This window comes from Salipaludibacillus keqinensis (assembly GCF_003226325.1).
GTDB lineage: Bacteria > Bacillota > Bacilli > Bacillales > Salisediminibacteriaceae > Salipaludibacillus > Salipaludibacillus keqinensis.
In genome coordinates this window covers 335,415-354,657 of record NZ_PDOD01000002.1, presented here as the reverse complement: position 1 = coordinate 354,657, position 19,243 = coordinate 335,415, and the positions used below count along the sequence as shown (strand labels likewise).

22 protein-coding genes are annotated in these 19,243 nt (G+C 38.6%); 13 read left to right on the top strand and 9 right to left on the bottom strand.

The window, feature by feature from the left end; translation table 11 throughout:
- Window positions 1–427: 427 nt before the first annotated feature.
- Together CR194_RS08900 and CR194_RS08895 are read right to left on the bottom strand one after the other, a co-directional pair.
- Window positions 428–832 carry a hypothetical protein gene (locus tag CR194_RS08900; RefSeq protein WP_110609328.1) on the bottom strand — a complete coding sequence of 135 codons (405 nt, stop codon included), beginning with the start codon at window positions 830–832 and terminating at the stop codon, window positions 428–430.
- Between the two features lie 425 nt (window positions 833–1,257).
- Complete coding sequence (locus CR194_RS08895; protein ID WP_110609327.1) at window positions 1,258–2,790, bottom strand: glycine betaine uptake BCCT transporter; 1,533 nt, start codon at window positions 2,788–2,790, stop codon at window positions 1,258–1,260.
- A gap of 288 nt (window positions 2,791–3,078) precedes the next feature.
- Here CR194_RS08895 and CR194_RS08890 point away from each other — a divergent pair, with 288 nt between their 5' ends.
- The 4 genes from CR194_RS08890 to CR194_RS08875 all read left to right on the top strand — a co-directional run bounded on the left by CR194_RS08890 (window position 3,079) and on the right by CR194_RS08875 (window position 6,210).
- Window positions 3,079–3,996: a polysaccharide deacetylase family protein gene (locus CR194_RS08890; protein WP_110609326.1), complete on the top strand. Its 918-nt coding sequence runs from the start codon at window positions 3,079–3,081 to the stop codon at window positions 3,994–3,996.
- Between the two features lie 26 nt (window positions 3,997–4,022).
- Window positions 4,023–5,150, top strand: a complete 1,128-nt coding sequence (locus tag CR194_RS08885; protein ID WP_110609325.1) for a M23 family metallopeptidase — start codon at window positions 4,023–4,025, stop codon at window positions 5,148–5,150.
- 208 nt (window positions 5,151–5,358) lie between these two features.
- On the top strand, window positions 5,359–5,793 hold the full coding sequence (locus tag CR194_RS08880; RefSeq protein WP_110609324.1) for a hypothetical protein: 435 nt from the start codon (window positions 5,359–5,361) through the stop codon (window positions 5,791–5,793).
- 120 nt (window positions 5,794–5,913) lie between these two features.
- Window positions 5,914–6,210 carry a DUF3055 domain-containing protein gene (locus CR194_RS08875; RefSeq protein ID WP_110609323.1) on the top strand — a complete coding sequence of 99 codons (297 nt, stop codon included), beginning with the start codon at window positions 5,914–5,916 and terminating at the stop codon, window positions 6,208–6,210.
- A gap of 360 nt (window positions 6,211–6,570) precedes the next feature.
- On the opposite strand, the gene CR194_RS08870 is transcribed toward CR194_RS08875, so the two are convergent.
- Window positions 6,571–8,058 (bottom strand): aminotransferase class I/II-fold pyridoxal phosphate-dependent enzyme, encoded by a 1,488-nt coding sequence (locus tag CR194_RS08870; protein WP_110609322.1) that lies wholly within the window; start codon window positions 8,056–8,058, stop codon window positions 6,571–6,573.
- Between the two features lie 131 nt (window positions 8,059–8,189).
- Here CR194_RS08870 and CR194_RS08865 point away from each other — a divergent pair, with 131 nt between their 5' ends.
- On the top strand, window positions 8,190–8,474 hold the full coding sequence (locus CR194_RS08865; protein ID WP_110609321.1) for a UPF0223 family protein: 285 nt from the start codon (window positions 8,190–8,192) through the stop codon (window positions 8,472–8,474).
- Between the two features lie 109 nt (window positions 8,475–8,583).
- Here CR194_RS08865 and CR194_RS08860 read toward each other — a convergent pair whose 3' ends face one another.
- Window positions 8,584–9,228 (bottom strand): YktB family protein, encoded by a 645-nt coding sequence (locus tag CR194_RS08860; RefSeq protein ID WP_110609320.1) that lies wholly within the window; start codon window positions 9,226–9,228, stop codon window positions 8,584–8,586.
- A gap of 253 nt (window positions 9,229–9,481) precedes the next feature.
- On the opposite strand from CR194_RS08860, the gene CR194_RS08855 reads away from it, so the two are divergent.
- Window positions 9,482–9,670: a hypothetical protein gene (locus CR194_RS08855; protein WP_110609319.1), complete on the top strand. Its 189-nt coding sequence runs from the start codon at window positions 9,482–9,484 to the stop codon at window positions 9,668–9,670.
- Window positions 9,671–9,863: 193 nt separating this feature from the next.
- Window positions 9,864–10,664 carry an inositol monophosphatase family protein gene (locus CR194_RS08850; RefSeq protein ID WP_233254287.1) on the top strand — a complete coding sequence of 267 codons (801 nt, stop codon included), beginning with the start codon at window positions 9,864–9,866 and terminating at the stop codon, window positions 10,662–10,664.
- Window positions 10,665–10,800: 136 nt separating this feature from the next.
- Here the strand turns inward: CR194_RS08850 and CR194_RS08845 are convergent, their stop codons facing one another.
- The gene (locus CR194_RS08845; protein WP_110609317.1) at window positions 10,801–10,980 is read right to left on the bottom strand and encodes a DUF5325 family protein; all 180 of its coding nucleotides are present in this window, start codon (window positions 10,978–10,980) and stop codon (window positions 10,801–10,803) included.
- A 251-nt stretch (window positions 10,981–11,231) separates the two neighbouring features.
- Here CR194_RS08845 and CR194_RS08840 point away from each other — a divergent pair, with 251 nt between their 5' ends.
- On the top strand, window positions 11,232–11,576 hold the full coding sequence (locus tag CR194_RS08840) for a YlaH-like family protein (protein WP_110609316.1): 345 nt from the start codon (window positions 11,232–11,234) through the stop codon (window positions 11,574–11,576).
- A gap of 69 nt (window positions 11,577–11,645) precedes the next feature.
- Here the strand turns inward: CR194_RS08840 and CR194_RS08835 are convergent, their stop codons facing one another.
- A complete protein-coding gene (locus CR194_RS08835; RefSeq protein WP_110609315.1) occupies window positions 11,646–11,849 on the bottom strand; it encodes a YlaI family protein in 204 nt (67 codons plus the stop codon).
- Window positions 11,850–12,089: 240 nt separating this feature from the next.
- On the opposite strand from CR194_RS08835, the gene CR194_RS08830 reads away from it, so the two are divergent.
- Complete coding sequence (locus CR194_RS08830) at window positions 12,090–12,542, top strand: pyridoxamine 5'-phosphate oxidase family protein (RefSeq protein ID WP_110609314.1); 453 nt, start codon at window positions 12,090–12,092, stop codon at window positions 12,540–12,542.
- A 125-nt stretch (window positions 12,543–12,667) separates the two neighbouring features.
- On the opposite strand, the gene CR194_RS08825 is transcribed toward CR194_RS08830, so the two are convergent.
- The gene (locus CR194_RS08825; protein WP_110609313.1) at window positions 12,668–13,255 is read right to left on the bottom strand and encodes a YhcN/YlaJ family sporulation lipoprotein; all 588 of its coding nucleotides are present in this window, start codon (window positions 13,253–13,255) and stop codon (window positions 12,668–12,670) included.
- Window positions 13,256–13,385: 130 nt separating this feature from the next.
- On the opposite strand from CR194_RS08825, the gene CR194_RS08820 reads away from it, so the two are divergent.
- Window positions 13,386–14,699, top strand: a complete 1,314-nt coding sequence (locus tag CR194_RS08820) for a PhoH family protein (RefSeq protein WP_110609312.1) — start codon at window positions 13,386–13,388, stop codon at window positions 14,697–14,699.
- A gap of 169 nt (window positions 14,700–14,868) precedes the next feature.
- Here the strand turns inward: CR194_RS08820 and CR194_RS08815 are convergent, their stop codons facing one another.
- Window positions 14,869–15,366 carry a peptidyl-prolyl cis-trans isomerase gene (locus CR194_RS08815; RefSeq protein ID WP_110609311.1) on the bottom strand — a complete coding sequence of 166 codons (498 nt, stop codon included), beginning with the start codon at window positions 15,364–15,366 and terminating at the stop codon, window positions 14,869–14,871.
- A gap of 93 nt (window positions 15,367–15,459) precedes the next feature.
- Here CR194_RS08815 and glsA point away from each other — a divergent pair, with 93 nt between their 5' ends.
- The 3 genes from glsA to CR194_RS08800 all read left to right on the top strand — a co-directional run bounded on the left by glsA (window position 15,460) and on the right by CR194_RS08800 (window position 17,806).
- On the top strand, window positions 15,460–16,392 hold the full coding sequence (glsA, locus tag CR194_RS08810; protein ID WP_110609310.1) for a glutaminase A: 933 nt from the start codon (window positions 15,460–15,462) through the stop codon (window positions 16,390–16,392).
- A 129-nt stretch (window positions 16,393–16,521) separates the two neighbouring features.
- Window positions 16,522–16,806 carry a YlaN family protein gene (locus tag CR194_RS08805; protein WP_110609309.1) on the top strand — a complete coding sequence of 95 codons (285 nt, stop codon included), beginning with the start codon at window positions 16,522–16,524 and terminating at the stop codon, window positions 16,804–16,806.
- Between the two features lie 526 nt (window positions 16,807–17,332).
- Window positions 17,333–17,806 carry a Dps family protein gene (locus tag CR194_RS08800; RefSeq protein ID WP_110609308.1) on the top strand — a complete coding sequence of 158 codons (474 nt, stop codon included), beginning with the start codon at window positions 17,333–17,335 and terminating at the stop codon, window positions 17,804–17,806.
- A 45-nt stretch (window positions 17,807–17,851) separates the two neighbouring features.
- On the opposite strand, the gene CR194_RS08795 is transcribed toward CR194_RS08800, so the two are convergent.
- On the bottom strand, window positions 17,852–18,748 hold the full coding sequence (locus CR194_RS08795) for a COX15/CtaA family protein (protein ID WP_110609307.1): 897 nt from the start codon (window positions 18,746–18,748) through the stop codon (window positions 17,852–17,854).
- Window positions 18,749–19,243 lie beyond the last annotated feature (495 nt).

Here is a 19,243-nt window from a genome sequence, read left to right as displayed (position 1 = left end):
GTTTGAGAGGTGCTGTAATCCGTAGGCCTTCCTGTAGCCGGTTTGAGGCGAGTTGTAGTCGGTTTGGTAGGTTTTGTAGTCAGTTTGAGAGGTGCTGTAGTCCGTAGGCCTTCCTGTAGCCGGTTTGGTAGGTTTTGTAGTCGGTTTGAGAGGTGCTGTAGTCCGTCTTAGGGTTGTTGTGTCCCGTTTAAAGATCATCTCTACAAAATTGTGCGCACCTAAACTCTAAACTAGATGCCTTTTTGATTGTCAAGTGGAGATCAAATACGAAAAGGTACAAGCACAAAACTAGCGAGGCTAAGCACGAAAATAGAACTCCTATGCATAAATTTCAATGTTCTATGCTGAAATTAGCACGGCTCTCTAATCATTATAGTTTTTATACACAACAAAGGCCTCTCGACGATTGAGAGGCCTTTTCAGGCGATTATGAAGATCTTTCTTGTTGTTTTTTGACGGTTGAGTCTAGTTTGCTATAAATAGATGTGACATCCTTTTCACCTTCAATGCGTAACATCACCTCTAAATCGTCTACTAACAGCAAGGTCGGAAACTGCTCTATTTCGTAAAATTGGACCAGTTCTGTGTCGGTTTGTGAAACGATATTAACATTAGAGAGTTTATTTGGATGTTTTTGCTGAACGTCAATGAGAGCATCATAGTAATTATTTTCAGTACTATAGTCATGGTCGTCGGAAAATAATATGGTAACTGCGGTGTCTTCTTCTCCGTCTGTATCTAGAAACGGATAATTAGAAACAATTGCTTGAGATCCACAGCTTGTTAAGTAAAAACATGAGGACATAAAAATTATAAGTAACATGCGACTCATCCGTTCGTGCTCCCTTCTGAAAAGGATCCTGCTTATCTAGAACTAATCGTACCATGGTCGATAAAGGAAATGTGGTTCGTAATCAAACTGTTATATAATTGAAAACTGATAGGAATAAGGAAGTTCTTACGTAATATTGGTTTTTCTTGTCTAATAGATTAGACGAGTGGGCGAAGGGAAATGTTTCGATAATTGTCAAATAAATTCGAGAAATAATTTTATTCTAAATGAGGGGCGTTCAGCCCAAACAGAGACTCGTCTAGCCGAACTATTGGGGTGTCCAGCCGAAACAAGCAGGCGTCCAGCCAAACTAGAGGGATTTCCAGCCGAACTGAAAAGACGACAAAAAACACATGTGATGTGAAATCACATGTGTTTTGGTTAGTGTACCAGGCAATGTTTAACAACAAGGGGAGTTTTCATTTTTATTGATCAGAATAACGGTCTTCTCTAAATTTCCTTTTAAGAGGAAGTTTTTCTTTCTTCAGAGACATCATTAAACTGATAATCATAAAGATCATGATAATCACAAATGGGAAAGCAGCAATAATGGCTGCAGTTTGAAGTGCATCTAAACCACCGGATAATAACAAGACAGCTGCTGTAGCTGATTGGATAATCCCCCATACAAATTTCACATTATTTGGAGGGTTAAGGCTTCCGTTTGTTGTCTGCATACCTAAAACAAATGTTGCCGAGTCAGCAGATGTAATAAAGAAGGAAGCGATCAACAGAATCGCAATGATCGACATGACCCATCCAAAATTGAATTGTTGTAGTACAAAAAATAATGCGGTTTCCATCCCTTGTTCATCCATGACACCGATAACGTCGACGCCTTGAATGTACTCTAAGTTAATGGCAGTACCACCAAATACAGAGAACCACAGTGCTCCAAAAACAGTTGGTACTGCAATGACACCGATAATGAATTCACGAATGGTTCGACCGCGGGAAACACGAGCAATAAACGTACCTACGAAAGGAGCCCATGCGATCCACCATGCCCAATAGAAGATCGTCCAACCTTCAACCCACGTAGATTCCAAGTTAAACGTATCTAATTGAAAACTCATAGACACGAGGTTTTGCGCATAGCTACCAAATGTTTGCGTAAATGAATTCATAATAAAGTTCGTTGGACCTGAGAATAGCATAAACAACATCAAAATAACGGCTAAATAAATGTTAGTTTTACTTAAGATTTTAATTCCCACGTTAAGACCTGTTTGAGAAGAGATCATATACAAAACGGTTACAACAAGAATAATGATCATTTGTAAGCTCGTTGTGTTATCGAAGCCAAAGACATCAGATAACCCACCGCCAATTTGAGCCGTACCAAAACCGAGTGACGTTGCAACACCGAACACAGTAGCAAACACTACAATGACATTGATTGTTGTACCTACTCCGCCGTCTACACGGTCTCCTAGTAACGGTCTGAATGCTGCACTTACAACTCCTGGAGAACCTTTTCTAAATTTAAAATAAGCAAGAGTCAAGGCTACGACAGAGTAAATAGCCCAAGGGTGTAAGCCCCAGTGGAAAAAGGAATACCTTAAGGCTGCTCCTGCAGATTCCATCGATCCGCCTTCCACGTTTGCAGCGGGAGAAGGTTCAAAGAAATGGTACATCGGTTCAGCGACGCCCCAAAAAACGAGTCCAATACCCATCCCTGCAGTAAATAGGAAGGAAAACCAAGTTAAGTAATTGTATTCTGGTTCTTCATCATCTTTTCCTAATTTAATCTTTCCGTACGGGCTGAATATAAGATAAATGGCAAAAGCTAGAAAGCCAGTTGCTGCAAGTAAATAAAACCATCCAAACTGGGCTGTAATAAAATTTTGAATGGAACCGGTCACGGCTTCTAAATTTTCTGGAGCGATAACACCCCAAATAATAAATGCTAATGCGATAACAAACGAAATCATAAATACTGGTGTGAGTTTTTTCACAAGATCATCCATCCTTTCAAGTTTTTATATTTCAATAAGTGTCTGAATAAAAAAGCAACGTTTCTATTGTACTTTAATTTTAGCCTAGGTCAAGATAATCGTGTCAAATCATGTCTATATTTCCCGAATCTTGTCGGCGCTACTCAAATTTCAATTATTTGTGGAGTACACTTTACTGTTTTATTGATCATGAGGGAAAGTGGGCTAGAAGAATGATTCAATTTTCAGCTTAAATATGGTAAAGTTTGAAAGGGAAATAAATAGAAAAACAGTGGAAGAGGGATAATGATGAAGAAAGTAAAATACATAAGTATGACGGTGCTATTAGCAGCTGTCCTGGCAGCGTGCGGAGACGGAAATTCAGATGCTAATGATAATGCATCAAATCAGGATGATCAAGCATCAAATACGAATAACGCTTCTACTGATAGTTCTTACAATACTGAGCCAGATGAAAATAATCAGGCAACTGAAAATAATGATTCCATAAATGACGACAATTCTAATGATGTCGTTGAGGAAAATAACAATCAAGAAAACAGCGATCAAGAAAATAACGATGAACAAACGGCTGAAGCAGATACAGAACCTATGTACGAAATGGACGGTCCAACGGTTAGACCTATTGACGACGCCGACGCAGAAGTGGTTCTTCTCACGATCGATGATGCACCAGACAACCACGGACCTGAAATGGCTAGTATTTTACAAGAGTTAGACGCAGGGGCAATCTTTTTTGTGAATGGTCATTTCATACAGTCTGATGAAGGAAAAGAACAGTTGCAGGAAATTTACGACATGGGATTTGAAATAGGGAATCATACGATGAACCATCCAAACTTAAGTGACTTAAGCGAAGAAGAGCAATACGAAGAAATTGTTGCATTAAACGATCTAATTGAAGAAGTGATTGGTGAGCGTCCACGATTTTTCCGTGCTCCGTTTGGTGTGAACACTGATTACTCTAAAGAACTGATGGAAGAAGAAGATATGCAGTGGATGAACTGGACGTATGGTTATGACTTCGATCCAGATTATATGGAAAAAGAAGCGCTAGAAACAATTATGGTAGAAACAGAGCTTTTAACAAATGGAGCCAACTTACTCATGCATGATCGTGAGTTTACGATGGAGGCTTTGGAAGGAATTGTTGAAGGTTTAAGAGAGAAAGGTTACGAAATCGTCGATCCAGCATCAATAAAATAGTTTTAAATAAGGGAAGGTCTTTACTAATGAAGAAATTAATAGGAATGTTAGCTGTTACTATGGTGATGACAGCCTGCCAAGCTCAAAACAATCACCAGGAAGAGACAGAAAGTAACGATGACGCTATAAACGAAAATACAGTAGAACATCAAGAAAACAATGAGGAAGAAGAGTCTACTGAAGAACAATATGAAGAATTCTCTACCTATACATTTGAAGATTATGAGGACCCTTTTGTTTCAGTTGATGAACTAACAGAAGTTTTAGGTGGTCAATATGAATATGATGACGTGAATAAAGCTTTGACCATCACGATGAATGACCGGGAATTCTATCTCGTATACGAAGTACCAGTATTAGAGGTAAATGGGGTATATCTTGATTCTGATGAAGTCTTTGTTATGGAAGATGACGAAGGGAATCCTTATGTGTCTAAGGCCTTTATTGAAGAAGGTCTCGAGACTGAATACGAGTATGAAGAGAGTAGCTCAACTTTACTCGTTCATTGGGAAGAAAACGTCGTAGAAGCATGGGGAGACTATGGCCAAGAGGAAGTAGATATTCACTCTTTTTCACCTGAAGAGATGGTTGACTTCTTGTCCTTTTTACAAACACCAATTGAAGGTGCTTCGGTCAGCACAGTAGAAAGTCATTTGCCAGGAGCACCGAGAGACTATCGCAATGGCGAGCATGAAGGAATTGATTGGTACGATTTTGCCTCAGGTACAGAAATCACTACGGACACGCCTATATACGCTATGGCAGAGGGAGTTGTCGTTCGAGTTGATGATGACTTTGAAGATTACCCATCTCATGAAGTTCGGGACGAAGATTTAGAGTTAGCTGCCGAAGTTGGCTTTACACCTGAATATATTTTTGATCGTCTAAGAGGTCAACAAGTATGGGTGCAATACGAAAACGGTGTGATGATTCGTTTTGCACATCTTGACTCGATTCCAGAAGAACTTGAGTTAGGACAAGAAGTAGACGAAGAGACAGTTATTGGATTTGTTGGTAATTCCGGTACAAGTCATGCCATGAATCAAGATGATGGTGGTCTTCACTTGCATAAAGATTTACTCATTTATGGTGAGTTGTTTTGGGAACCATTTACTCTAGAAGAAACATCTTACATTCTTCGAGAATTATGGTAATTACGCATTGGCTTTTCATGGAATAAACGTAGAGGAAAATTCCTTCTACGTTTATTTTTTTATACTTTCTAAGGACTCATTTTAAAAGCATATTTATTTTTTTTGAGGGATTAGACAAAAGCCGACATGATTTGGTTGAAAATTATGATAAACTGACCCAGTGGAATAAGAGTTTCGTGACATTTAAAATATGGTGGTGATTGTTCTGATGAATAAATCTGACTTTCTAGATGAACTGCGTTTGGAAATAGGTCTGGCATATGATTATGCGAAGAACAGAGATGATTTCGTCGTACGTGTTTTAAAAACGATTCATGCGATTAGCAAGAAAAAAGTGACGTTGACCATTCATACGTATAAAGAAAACCAGCTTTCTTTGATTTATGCTTTAGGGATTAAGGGATTAACAGAAAAGCAGAAGCAATTTGGAATAGGTTTTCTCTTTGGAAGTCAGCTCCATGCGGTGAGTTATATTCATAAGGATCGAGCCCATGTGTTATTCTTACCAATTTACGAACAGGAAGAGCTGGTTTATGTTATCACTATTCGCCTCATAGACAGCGACTACAAGTTTACAAAGCAAGATATGATTTTTGCTAATGAATTAGTACATTTCATTGAGTCAAAACGATCGTTGTTTTAAGGGTTTCGTGAGATTTTACCTGTCCTTTCATAGGATTTTTTAGGCAAAAGACTTATGAATTGCTAAATTGACAGAATTTTTGTATAATTAAAAGAACGACTTAAAGGAGGGATGGTTTTCATGGAGCTTTATGAGCGGCTTTATGACGAGACGGAACGGGTGAATGTGCAGTTTGTCGGGATGACAACGGAACAGTCGAGGTATGATTTTGGCATCGTCTATACGAACTTGTTTTTTGGAAAGCCACTCATAACATGTATGCAATCAGGAAGGTCGGTTCTTTTAAGCAGGGAAGACTTGGAAGACGTGGATTATTTGAAGAAAGTATTCCGTGTGAACAATGAACAAGATGCAGAAGCTCTGTGTGAATTCTTTAAATCAGCCTTACCAACAACGGTTCTGGAGAATCAATACTAACGGTATTAATTATGAAAAGCGTTCAGCTATCGATAGCTGAACGCTTTTTGTCTGTCTAGCTAACTATAGATTTTGGTATCAGGGGGGGGGGTAACCAGGGGGACGGTTCTTGCGGTTGAGATGCACAGCAGCACTTACGCAGCATGCATGACCCAACGGATCAGGATGAAAACGAAAGGAATCAAGAGGAAATGAAAGGTAGCAGGACGGGTGGTGCTAGGCAGGTGCTACCAGCACAGCACCTACGCAGCATGACCCAACAAATCAGGACAAAAACAAGAGGAATCCAAAGGGAAATAGAATTGTAAGTTAAAGGTTGCCTCAAAAGTAACATCTTTTGAGGCAACCTTTTAGTCTAAATTAAATAATCGCTCGTCTTTCGCGTATCACTCTTATATTGGTTAACGTGTGGTCTTCTGGACCTTGGACAGGTAGGCCAGCATCCATATTTTTATAAATATAATCTAAGTTTTCTTGTTCTATAATTTCTCCAGGGATAAAAATCGGAATTCCTGGTGGATAGATCATAATAAATTCTGCACTCGTTCTTCCTGCTGACTGGTCTAATCGGATGACTTCAGTCTCTGCATAGAAAGCATCTCTTGGTGACAAAGAAAGAATAGGGATATTTGGTACTTGCACTTGAATGGCTGGCTTTGTTTCTTGATTAGATCGATAATATTCTCTTGACAGTTCACTTAGAGCATCAATGAGTTTCTGAATGGTTTCTTTCGTGTCACCCATCGTAATGATGCAGAGAATATTGTACAAGTCAGACAGTTCAACTTCTATATTTGCATGGTTTCGAAGCCATTTTTCAACTTCGTACCCAGTAATGTTTAATTCTTTGATGGAAATAATCAGTTTTGTGGGATCCATGTCGTAAATTGCTTTCTCATCTAAAATAGTCTTTCCAGGACAGCGAATACCTGGAATTTGATTAAGCTCGACTCTGGCGTCTTCGGCTAAATCGATAGCTTGATCAAGTAATTCCTTTCCGTTCATCGCTAAATGCCGTCTGGCAGCGTCAAGAGAGGCTAACAGGATATACGATGTAGATGTGGTGGTCAGCATACTGATAATACTTTGCACTCGCAAATACGAGACCCGATCCCCTTGCAAATTCAAGACGGAGCTTTGCGTTAAAGAACCACCTAGTTTATGAACACTCGTGGCAGCTAAATCTGCACCGGCTTGCATTGCTGATAGTGGCAAGTTGTCATTGAAATGAATGTGAACACCGTGCGCTTCATCTACAAGAACGGGAATATCAAATGAATGAGCAATCTTCACAATTTCTTCTAAATTAGCAGAAACTCCGAAGTAGGTTGGATTAATAACGAGTAATCCTTTCGCATCAGGGTGCGTTTGCAGTGCTTTCTCCACAGATTGCACTGTAATTCCGTGAGAGATTCCCAATGTATCATCTAATTCAGGATGAATGAAGATGGGTGTAGCACCGGCGAAAATGATCGCTGACATAATGGATTTGTGAACATTTCTAGGCACAAGTATTTTCTCTCCAGGACCACAGACGGACATAATCATTGTCATAATGGCCCCGCTCGTTCCTTGCACCGAAAAAAATGTATGATCAGCGCCAAAGGCTTCGGCAGCTAAATTTTGGGCATCTTTGATCATTCCATGAGGATGGTGTAGATCATCTAAGGGAGCAATATTTATTAAGTCGATAGACAAGGCGTTCGGTCCAATAAATTCTCTGAATTCAGGGTCCATCCCTTCTCCATGTTTGTGACCAGGAATATGAAATTGTACAGGTGATGAGCGAGAATGCTTTAAGAGCCCATCGAATAAGGGGGTTTTTACTTGACGTTCTTTATAAGACAACAAATTCACCTCTAATTATGATAAAATCTTCTTGGTAAATAGCATTAAGAATAGTAGTATTCCGAGTTTAAACAAAATGAAGTATAACAGAAAGATTCAAACTTTGAAAGAAATTATTCAAGGAGGCAGGCATGAAGAATGATATAAACATTCCAATCACAATGGATTGGACGAAGGAAGAAATTGTTGACGTGGTTCATTTCTATGAAGCAATAGATCAAGCTTACGGAAAGGGAGTGGACCGAGATTTGTTACTAAAGAGGTATCAACAATTCAAAAAAATTGTCCCTTCAAAGTCTGAGGAGAAACAACACTTTAAAGATTATCAAGAGCAGACAACACAATCACCTTATCATGTGGTTAAAGAAGCAAGAGAAAGCCAACATTCTAAAAAAATCAAAATGTCATCTAGATAAGTAAATGCCGTAAAGAAAGTAGCAATTCCGCTTTAGAAGGGCGGACATGAATAAAGACACATTCGATGTTGAAATCGAATGTGTCTTTTTCGAAGAAACCGCCTTTTAGTTAAGCCTTTTCTTCGTAAATGCGCATAGATGTTTCGTATAAAGGCATTAATGTATCAAATACTTCCTCAATTTTATTCACTAACTTATCGCCATCTTTTAATAGGGGATCGTCTGAATCGATTTGGAGACCACACAGCAACTCAGCTTTCTTGATTGTTGAGAGACGTTCAAACATTTCTTCTAATTTTTCATTAGAAATATTATTATGTGGAATCACTTCTGGCTTCGTGTGATCAACAGACCACGAGAAAGATTCCGGTACTTGTTTTTTTATGTCGGTTAATTGGTCTTTGAACACTTGACCTAATTCTTCCTTCACTGGAGACTCATAAATGACGGCAAACCATACAAAGACATGGCTTCCGAAAAGACCTATTTGGAAATGAGGCAACTTCTTATAGCCTCGTTTACTGTTAGCGAAAGCTACCCATGTGTCGTCAGGAGGATTCACTTTCCGTCTAGCGTGTTTGGCGACATGGTGGTACATATCTTCATTTGTCTTATCTGATAATCTAGAGGCGAAATGCTCACCTAACCCTTCTAATTTTGGACGAATCGTCTGTTTGAGAGCCTCCATACGCTCATCCAAACCTTCTACAGCAAATACATCAAAATCTTCTGAAGAAAAACCAGTAAATTTCATTTGTTCTCGTACTCCTTCCTCATATTCCTCAATAGTTTATCAAATATGACCATTTTTAAAAAGAAAGATGAATTTTGTCTTCTCAATTAGGTTTTAAAACATGAGAAACGAGGTATAATAAAAGTAACAATTAAAAATAGTTGCAAAATTCGGATAAATAACATATTGTAGTGGTAACTACTAATTTCATTATTCAGGATTGTTGGTCTGTTCTAGGAAAAGACAGATACTTGAGAGAAAAGGGGTGCGGAACATGGAGAAGGTCATTCAAACACTTAAAAGAAGAGATGGGGAGAAACGTATCCCAGTCTTGAAACTGGAGATTGACTACGAACTCCAAACATTATTCGATGCTATTCAAGCCAATGAACAGGACCAAGTCATTGTCAGTAAAACAAAACTAGATAAATTAAGAAACGAATGGCTTCGATTAGAAGCATAAAAAAATAATTTCCAGTGGACCTTTATCGAGGTTCACTTTTTTTGGTTCGGCCTTACGTTGCTTAATTATAAAAGAAGCAATGGTAACGTCAGCTGCTTATTTTCAGAGCAGTTAAGGACATATATTTGCAGATTTCACATCAATTATGATATACCTTAAAATACATAATGAGCTCAATGAGGGGATGATCACTGTGACTAAAGAAGTGGAAACTTTAGAGAAAGTAAAACAGCAAGCTGAAGAATGGATTCGTGAAGCTGCTTTATACATAAAGAAAGAAATGAAAGGCTCTTTCGCGGTAAATACGAAAGCTCATCAGCACGACCTAGTGACCGATGTAGATAAAAATGTCGAGGCGTTTTTTCTCGAAAAGTTATCAGAAACGTTCCCAACTCACAGATTAATGGGAGAAGAGGGATCATTTGAACAAATCAAAGATCTTTCAGGAATTGTGTGGATTTTAGATCCTATTGATGGAACGATTAATTTCGTCCACCAGGAAAGCAATTTTGCCATTTCAATTGGAATCTTCCTAGAGGGCGAACCCATCATAGGATTCGTTTATGATGTCATGAGAGACGAGTTATTCTCTTCATTTAAAGGTAATGGAGCTTATTTAAACGGGGAACCTCTTCCAAAACTGCCGAAAAATGCTCTGAATGAATCGATATTGAGTTTTAATGCAGGCTGGATGCTAAAAGACAGACGGCTAGAAAAGCTTGTTCATTCTTCAAGAGGGATTCGTTCTTACGGTGTCGCAGCGCTGGAAATGGCTTACGTAGCTTCTGGGCGACTAGATGCTTATATCAGCTTTAATCTTGCCCCTTGGGATATTGCCGGGGGATACGCATTGCTTCAAGAAGTAGGAGGAAAAGCAACGAATTTCAGGGGAGAAGCACTGAATTTCCTTGAAAAAGATACACTTATTGCGGCAAATCCTTGGATTCATGATGAAATAATAAACACGATTTATAACCAGGATAACAAACAATAGTTGTGAAATGGCTTTCTAGAACATATTAGCGGACTATAGGTTAGTTGTTGGTCAACTTAATTAAATCAACAAAGGGTTCCTAAAGCATAACTTTAGGAACCCTTTGTTTAGTAGTCACTGATCTATCTAGTGTACGTTAGTTCATTTGCTGTTTAAGTTTTTTTCTTTTAAATCCTGCAAACACAGCACCGAGAGTCAAAACAAGGAAACTGAAAAACATCAGGAAACTTGTTTGAGCAAATGAAATTCCAATCCCCATCATTCCAATTGTGCCGAGCATAGCAAAGATGAAAAGGGGTATGTCGAATGATTTCATATTTCATCTCCTCCTTGATTACTAGTGTAACGGAAAACGCTTAACAAAAAAAGAAAAAATCGATCTTATTTCAAATCACCTTCAACGTGTGCTATAATCGGAACGTTAAAGTTACTTTTAGTTCGATTCTAAGCTCTATATTAATGCAAAGTAGGCGCTTGAATTCAGACACTTTAAGGCTAATACCTTTCTATCAATAATAGTCGTGAATGATTTTGACATGAATTTATACATATGTAGGAGTGACGTAAATGTTTTTTGCCAGTACCGCAACACCCGCACCTGATATGTCCCCCCTTGCCCAGTGGCTAGGCGCGACAGACCCGAATAATTTTGTAATGGCTTTTTGGATTATGTACGTAATCATCAATGCGTTAAGTATTTTAGTCTTTAATTTAGGATTCGCCCGAAAGCTTCCTTTACTTAAAAATGTTGTAATTTATGCGGTCATGTTTTTTGGGAATATGTTTATTACTCTGTTAGCTTTAACGTTACCGATTATTGAATCGTTGTTTATTGCAGCATTGGTTTTAGGTGTTTATAAATTACAACTTCGCCGACATAAACGAGAAGAAGCAAATGAAGAAAATGGCTGATAACAAAGAAAAGGCTGCCTCTAAAATTACTTTTAGAGGCAGCCTTTTTTGATGATTTAGCCAAAAATGCTAAATATAGTCGTCTGTTTCTTCTTGTGGTTTGTTTTCTTTGAATTTTCCTGTGTCTTTCCGTTCCATTGTTCGGTCTTCAATCCTGCTATGGCAAGTTTCACACATATAAGTGTGTATAGGTCTGTTTCGAAGTTTCTTTGCTAAGGGTAAATCATTGTCTATTGATTCTACAACGTCGCAAATCACACATTTTACTCTCATAGCGCACCTCTTCAATATAATAGATTCGATCGTTCTTATTCAGTATAACATGAGTGGTAACCCTTTTTTAATAGACCTTTCGGAATCTATTTCATGGTATAAGGTTCCTTGTCCGTGGTATGACAATCTATAAGGAAACTTTTCCAACAAAAACGCTCCAATTTTGTTAGAATGGTTTTAAGATATACGAAATATAGGTATAGTATAACTGTAAGGATGAAAAAGGAGGCGTTTAGACAAATGGCTAATCAAGTTGAAACAACATTAACAGAAGAGCTCCTGCCACTTTTAAGAGAAGAACGCTACGTTACCATTGCAACGGTTGATCACGAAACAGGTGGGCCAAATGTGAATGCCATTTCATGGGTATATGCATCAGACGAAACACATGTGAGGTTCTCCGTAGACAATCGGTCACGTATTGTAGAAAACCTAAAGAAACAACCCCTTGTTACTTTGACTGTAGTTGGGGCTGGTTCAACATACTCCATTACAGGAGAGGCAAAGGTATTGAGTGAAAAAATGGAAGATGTTCCTCTGAAATTAGCACTAATCGAAATTTCAGTCGCAGAAGTTCGTGATGTCATGTTTTATGGCGCAAGAATTACGACAGAGCCAAAATATGAGAAAACTTACGACAAAGAAGCGGCCGAGAAGTTAGATAATCAAGTGATGAGCGCAATGAAAAAATAATTAAAACGATGCTTTGCATGTTTTTGACATGTAAGCATCGTTTTTTTTACTATTTAGGATCGTTCATATGCACATTTATAAATCAACGATGACGTTTTAAACGCCATCATTTCAAACAAAGCTCTCTAGTGTGTGCCCACTTTTCCTTTGCTTTGTTTCCGCTGAGTATCTTCAAGCTCTTTGCGGTTTTCATTTGAAGGATCTTTACTATTTGATTCTAGTGGGTCTTCAGTCAAATGTTCGTCCGTTGGGACAACAGGAAGGATTCGTCCAAAAATAGCCGCGAATTCATCTGCTATCGCGTCTAAAGGCTGTCCGTCTCTTACTTCTCGTTGCATGTCTGCTATTCTATTCACGACATCAGGATCAGCTGTTATAGCAGCGTTGGCCCCATAGGGATCATCTGCTAAGGTTTCGGCTACTTGGTATTTAATGGAGCCTACATGGGATTGATCTAGATCCCCATCAACATTAATCCCAACGATTCCGTAAGGTCCTAACACAACTGCTGTTGCATGATTTACTTCCGGGACTCTGACAGCAAGTTCTGCTAAATGATCTGCCACTTCGTTGAATGACTGAAGCTCTTGACGTGAACCATCGGTCGTTTGTCCTTCTATTGTATTGGAGGAGTTTCCATTGTCTCCATTTGTCTGACACCCTGCTATGATTAAGCTGCTTAATAATATAGTCATAACAACATTTTTGCTCATTTGTCACCCTCACTCTCTATAATATTTAGATTTAGTCTTTGTTATCGTGATCATGAATATACTTGTTTGAATAGAATATAATCATCCCCACGTTCCAGCTTGAATATATTTATTATTGGGAGGGAACCAATTGGCTAAAACTTACATTCTCGATACGAATGTCCTGTTGCAAGATCCTTTGGCAATTTATTCTTTTGAAGAAAATGAGGTGATTATTCCTGCCGTTGTGCTGGAAGAAATAGATTCAAAAAAACGGTATATGGATGAAATTGGTAGAAATGCTAGGGAGGTAGCTCGTTTGTTAGATGACCTGCGAGGCAAAGGGTTGCTACACGAAGGAGTTAAACTACCTAATGGAGGATCATTAGTCGTAGAGTTAAATCATCGAACGTTTGATCAAATGAAAAAACATTTCTTTGAATTAACAAATGATAATCGAATCCTTGCCGTCGCACTTAATTTAAGTTTAGAGAAGACCCGTTCTGTCGTCCTCGTTAGTAAAGACGCTCTATTAAGAGTGAAAGCCGATGCTCTTGGATTACGTTCAGAAGATTTTCTATCTGATCGAATTGTCCAATTTGACCGAATGTATCAAGGGTATGAAGAGAGTTGGCTTGAACCTGAGAAAATGGATGAGCTCTTCGAAAAGAAACAGATCCCGATAGATAATATCCAAACGAAACACAAATATCCAAATCATTTTTACATTTTCAAAGATAGTTCTAATGGTACTCGATCAGCGTTGGCGGTGATGAACCTCAAAGGGACCCATCTTCAATTATTTGTTAATCAATTCGAAGCGACTTGGGGGATCAAACCAAGAAATGTTCAGCAAAAAATGGCTCTGGAATTATTAACTCGTGAAGATATTCCTCTAGTGACGATGGTAGGGAAAGCAGGTACAGGGAAAACGTTGCTCTCATTAGCTGCGGGTCTTTACCAGACGGAGGATTTAAATCGATACAAAAAATTGTTAGTTGCAAGGCCAGTCATTCCAATGGGAAAAGATATCGGATATCTTCCAGGAGAAAAAGAAGAAAAACTTCGTCCGTGGATGCAACCGATTTATGATAATTTGGAATTTCTGTTCAACACAAATAAAGCGGCTGAATTAGAACAAATTCTCGCGGGAATGTCATCCATTCAAGTAGAAGCTTTAACGTATATTAGAGGGCGAAGCATTCCGGACCAATTTATCATAATTGATGAAGCACAGAATTTAACGAAACATGAAGTGAAGACGATTCTGACAAGAGTAGGAGAGGGAAGTAAAATTGTGTTAATGGGAGATCCTAAGCAAATTGATCACCCATATTTGGATGAGTATACGAATGGACTGACGTATGTGACAGAAAGATTCAAGCACTTATCTGAATCAGGACACATTAAGTTGGAAAAGGGAGAACGTTCGGGGTTGGCTCAATTAGCTGCGGATTTACTATAAACGCCGACTCTGTTTTAACAAAATACTTTGAGGGAGTAAGCGCGTCTCTCTAAGGAAAAGTCGAGCTGGGACATTTCTTTTGAATACAAGTAAAGAAATATTTATTAAGCAAAAGTAAAAAAGCGATTGAAAAAAGTGTCCAAAAGTCTGACTTTTGGACACCGCTCTATTACTCAACAATAATTGATTCAATATGAGTGACGGGATGATCATAGTTTGAACCGTCGTCATAATAAAAGTGAATCGGTCCATTTTCTTTCAATGGCTTGCCTTTATGGGAGAAGCCTAAAATGGATTTTTTTGCTTCTTCTAAGGAACAACTAAAATCTTCATACTCACCATGGCGCACGAAACGTACACTCTCACTATGAGACAGTGGAGATGCGTTCTCTAAAAAGGGGGCTAATGGAACTCCAAGAGATTTCTCTGTTAAGTCTTTCTTGTCCACGTGGATTCGATTGCCGTTAGACTGGGGTTTGGCCCCCATTTGTCGCTGTTGGTCCCACGCGCGGCCCATTTGCTCGAAGGAAGGATCATATCCTTCTTCTCTTTCCTCAAGAAAATATGTATTCAAATCTACCTTCCGATCATCGAAAATCCACACCCCAGGATCTAGAGTAATCGGGTGTTTAACTAAACCTCTAATGGAAACAATCATAGATGACATCGTTTACTTTCACTCTCCTTTCCATTACAGTATAGAGGTGAAAAAGATGTTTGTCATTAATTGAACGGATGAGATCTATTTGGAGGTAAGTTTATGAGTATTTGTCGAGATTCAGAAGCGTTAAATGTCATGGTTAAAGAAGCCCTTCACTTTACGAAATACGGGAAGGTCGCAGATTATATTCCTGCACTCAGTGACGCTAATCCCGAAACCCTTTCCTTAGCGATTTATGAAGGAGGATCAACTTGTGCGTCTGCTGGAGATACGCAGGAAATGTTTACACTTCAAAGTATATCCAAGGTTATCACCTTGGCCCTTGCACTCATGGATATTGGAGAGGAGGGGGTGTTTGCCAAAGTGGGGAAAGAGCCTACAGGAGATCCGTTTAATTCAATTATTAAACTGGAAACCCACAGTCCGTCAAAGCCGCTAAATCCAATGATTAATGCCGGAGCTTTAGCAGTGACTAATATGATCCAAGGGAGCACAGTTGATGAGAAACTAGGGAGGCTTCTATCATTTATTCATGAATTGACGGGGAACACTTCGATTCAATATAATGAGAAGATTGCTCAATCGGAATACGATACGGCTTATTTGAATCGATCTCTTGCTTATTTTCTAAAACAGCATGATGTCGTAGACGGGAATATTGAACTTCTCTTGGAATTGTACACGAAACAGTGTGCGATCGAAGTTAGTTGTGATGATTTAGCTAAAATGGCTTATGTCATTGCTAATGAAGGACGCCATGTTTCTTCCGAACGTCCAATCATCCCTCTTCATATCGCACGAATCATCAAAACATTTATGGTTACCTGTGGCATGTATAATGCTTCTGGTGAATTTGCCATTAAAGTAGGCGTTCCTTCTAAAAGTGGTGTTTCAGGGGGAATCATGGCGGCTGTACCTTATGGACCGGGAATTGGTATTTACGGTCCTGCTTTAGATCAGAAGGGAAATAGTATTGCCGGCATGAAATTACTAGAAACGTTATCACAACGATATAATTTAAGTATCTTTTAAACGTGATTCTAAACGATCTGTTGCATTTTTTTAACAGAACAGATAATATAAGAAGAGATACAATGATATGAAGAATTAGTTATTTCAAGTATAGACAGAGTGACATATAGATGAACAGGAGGGATTCGCATGTCAATTGAAACCCTATCCGAACAAAGCGAGAAAGCTTATGCCCTTCTTAAAGAAGATGCGGAAAAAATATTAAAGCTTATTGAAGTTCAGATGACCAATCTAACGATGCCTCAATGTCCGCTTTATGAAGAGGTTTTAGATACTCAAATGTTCGGTTTATCACGAGAAATTGACTTTGCTATTCGATTAAACCTTGTTAATGAAGAGGATGGCAAGAAACTGTTAGGGCAATTGGAAAAGGAATTATCATCTCTCCATGAAGCTTCTATGAACAGAAAGTAAAAATAGTTCCTTTCCAAGCGCGCAGATTCCTGTGTGCTTGGTTTTTTTGTGTTGAGCGTAATGTTAGTTTGGGAGAGGTGAAATAGAGAGTCTATGCACAAATTTCATAGTTCTATGCTGAAATTAGAAACATAGGTCTGATAGAATCGGATCTGGATCTTATAGAAGGACAATTAGTTCATATAGAATCGTAGTTCAATCGTATAGAACGCCAATTCGTTTATATAGGTTCGAAGTTCATTTCGTAGAGAGTTGAAGTTACGCTGTATAGCCTCAGTATTCGTTCGCATAACAATATTCGACAATTTTCGCAACCGCCATAGAGAGAACCCCTAGTCCTGTTCTCCTTGTGTTTCTAATTATCAAAAACTATTACCCTCTTGTGAATGCTTTCTATGCTCAATCGAATTTGTCGGTCCTGTGACAATATGCTCATTCTCTTGGAATTCTCCAATCCTTTCGCTATAATTTATGTTGGAGGAGGGTCTAGGGGGATCCCTTTTCCACTGTATAGAACGCACTAGAAATGAACTTACTTAGGGAGTTGATCGAATTGGCACATGAGAAGACAGCAAAAATTCTTAATCGTCAAGTATCAAACTGGAACGTGTTGTTTGTAAAGTTGCACAACTATCATTGGTATGTAAAAGGACCACATTTCTTCACGTTACACGAGAAATTTGAAGAGCTCTACAACGAAGCGGCAGGTCATATTGATGAGCTTGCAGAACGCCTTCTGGCATTAAAAGGGAAGCCGGTCGCAACGATGAAGGAATACCTTAATCAATCGACGATTGCAGAAGCAGAAGGGGACAAAAATTCAGAGGAAATGGTGAGAGCGTTGATCAGTGACTTTGATCAACTAGCTAAAGAGTTAAAAGAAGATGTGGAAGCTTTAGAAGAGGATGCAGATGATGAAACTACAGCGGACATGCTAATTGAAATTCGTCAATCGGTTGAAAAACATACATGGATGCTTCGGGCATTCTTAGGTAAATAAATCAGAAAAAGCTGGCCTATAAAAGGCCAGCTTTTTCTATGCGTGCTATTTTTGGGAACGGTATGCTAGTAACGCTGTGTAACTGATAGAACCGAACAAAAGACTTACAAGGAAGGCATGAGTGAGTGTAGCATTTAATGTGAAACCAGTGAAAATAACAAACGCTCCACTTATAACTTGCAAAGTAATAAATATCGAACTAATAATCACAGAATAAGCAAGAGTTTTTTCACCTCTGTAGTTCTTCAAAATCATAAATAACGATCCAATAATGACTAAGAAAAGAACCCCTGCAGCCACCCGATGGCCAAATTGAATCAGCGTTCTTCCTTCTAACTCGGGAATCAGTTGGCCGTTGCAAAGAGGCCAACCACCACAAGCAGCGCCAGATTCTGTATGTTTCACATAAGCGCCTGTATATACAACAGCATAAACGTAAGCTAATGTGAAATAAAAATATTTTCTCATTCCTGAAGTCATCGATGGTGCAGTGTAAGATTTATCTTTACCGTATTCGAAGGCGAGGATCGTCAACAATAATACACTTGTAAATGAGATTAATGAGAACCCAAAGTGAAGCGCCATGACCGCATCCGATTGTCCCCAAACAACGGCCGCTGCCCCTAATAGACCTTGGAAAATAATAAATGCTACGGCTAAAATAGAAAATAATTTCGTTTCTTTCATCTGGCGAAGAGAAATCCAACTCCAAACGGCGTGTATGATGACCATAAGTCCTAAGATCGCTGATACGAGACGATGGGTATATTCTATCAATGTCTGAATCGTAGGATCCTCAGGAATGAGTTGTCCATAGCATAGAGGCCACTCTGCGCCGCAAGCATCTCCTGATCCTGTCTGCGTGACGAGAGCCCCTTGAATAATCACAACGAGCATTCCGAACGTTGTCATTACACCAAATATTTTTAGAAATCGAAGCATCGTTCCACCGTCTTTCTCCTATTTAAATACATTTTACTTTAAAATGTATAATAAAGTTATTTTAAAAAATTATCTACCTATCCTTTGCGAAATAAGAACTCGACCTTCATTTTATGAATTCTTTGTAAAAAAGTCAACGGAACTTGTTTGCCAGATCTTATGGGGACTTCCAGAAAAATTACTTTCAATCGATTCAACATCTATTATATAATATAGCTACAGTGCAAAGGTGGATTTCGACTTTTTTCTCACTAAAAGTAAAGGTTAGGAGAACTTATCAAAAAAATGTGATGAAAATCACTGAATCTTGCTTTATAATGTGAATGGATGACTTAAGTTTATTCTTTATCAACTTTCGTTTCTTTTGTTGAAGTTTTCAGAGAATAGTATTTTCTCTACTAATCCTTTACTTATTTTTCTAAAGATTTAGGTGCAAAAGGTTAGACTTAAATAAAGAAACATGGTTTGATTATGGAAAGATGATCACATTAGGGG

Excerpts from the sequence above, each read along its gene's own strand:
- CR194_RS08900 (WP_110609328.1), bottom strand. The coding sequence starts at position 832 with ATGAGTCGCATGTTACTTATAATTTTTATGTCCTCATGTTTTTACTTA.
- CR194_RS08890 (WP_110609326.1), top strand. The coding sequence starts at position 3,079 with ATGAAGAAAGTAAAATACATAAGTATGACGGTGCTATTAGCAGCTGTC.
- CR194_RS08885 (WP_110609325.1), top strand. The coding sequence starts at position 4,023 with ATGAAGAAATTAATAGGAATGTTAGCTGTTACTATGGTGATGACAGCC.
- CR194_RS08880 (WP_110609324.1), top strand. The coding sequence starts at position 5,359 with ATGAATAAATCTGACTTTCTAGATGAACTGCGTTTGGAAATAGGTCTG.
- CR194_RS08875 (WP_110609323.1), top strand. The coding sequence starts at position 5,914 with ATGGAGCTTTATGAGCGGCTTTATGACGAGACGGAACGGGTGAATGTG.
- CR194_RS08865 (WP_110609321.1), top strand. The coding sequence starts at position 8,190 with ATGAAGAATGATATAAACATTCCAATCACAATGGATTGGACGAAGGAA.
- CR194_RS08860 (WP_110609320.1), bottom strand. The coding sequence starts at position 9,228 with ATGAAATTTACTGGTTTTTCTTCAGAAGATTTTGATGTATTTGCTGTA.
- CR194_RS08855 (WP_110609319.1), top strand. The coding sequence starts at position 9,482 with ATGGAGAAGGTCATTCAAACACTTAAAAGAAGAGATGGGGAGAAACGT.
- CR194_RS08845 (WP_110609317.1), bottom strand. The coding sequence starts at position 10,980 with ATGAAATCATTCGACATACCCCTTTTCATCTTTGCTATGCTCGGCACA.
- CR194_RS08840 (WP_110609316.1), top strand. The coding sequence starts at position 11,232 with ATGTTTTTTGCCAGTACCGCAACACCCGCACCTGATATGTCCCCCCTT.
- CR194_RS08835 (WP_110609315.1), bottom strand. The coding sequence starts at position 11,849 with ATGAGAGTAAAATGTGTGATTTGCGACGTTGTAGAATCAATAGACAAT.
- CR194_RS08830 (WP_110609314.1), top strand. The coding sequence starts at position 12,090 with ATGGCTAATCAAGTTGAAACAACATTAACAGAAGAGCTCCTGCCACTT.
- CR194_RS08825 (WP_110609313.1), bottom strand. The coding sequence starts at position 13,255 with ATGAGCAAAAATGTTGTTATGACTATATTATTAAGCAGCTTAATCATA.
- CR194_RS08815 (WP_110609311.1), bottom strand. The coding sequence starts at position 15,366 with ATGTCATCTATGATTGTTTCCATTAGAGGTTTAGTTAAACACCCGATT.
- glsA (WP_110609310.1), top strand. The coding sequence starts at position 15,460 with ATGAGTATTTGTCGAGATTCAGAAGCGTTAAATGTCATGGTTAAAGAA.
- CR194_RS08805 (WP_110609309.1), top strand. The coding sequence starts at position 16,522 with ATGTCAATTGAAACCCTATCCGAACAAAGCGAGAAAGCTTATGCCCTT.
- CR194_RS08800 (WP_110609308.1), top strand. The coding sequence starts at position 17,333 with ATGAACTTACTTAGGGAGTTGATCGAATTGGCACATGAGAAGACAGCA.
- CR194_RS08795 (WP_110609307.1), bottom strand. The coding sequence starts at position 18,748 with ATGCTTCGATTTCTAAAAATATTTGGTGTAATGACAACGTTCGGAATG.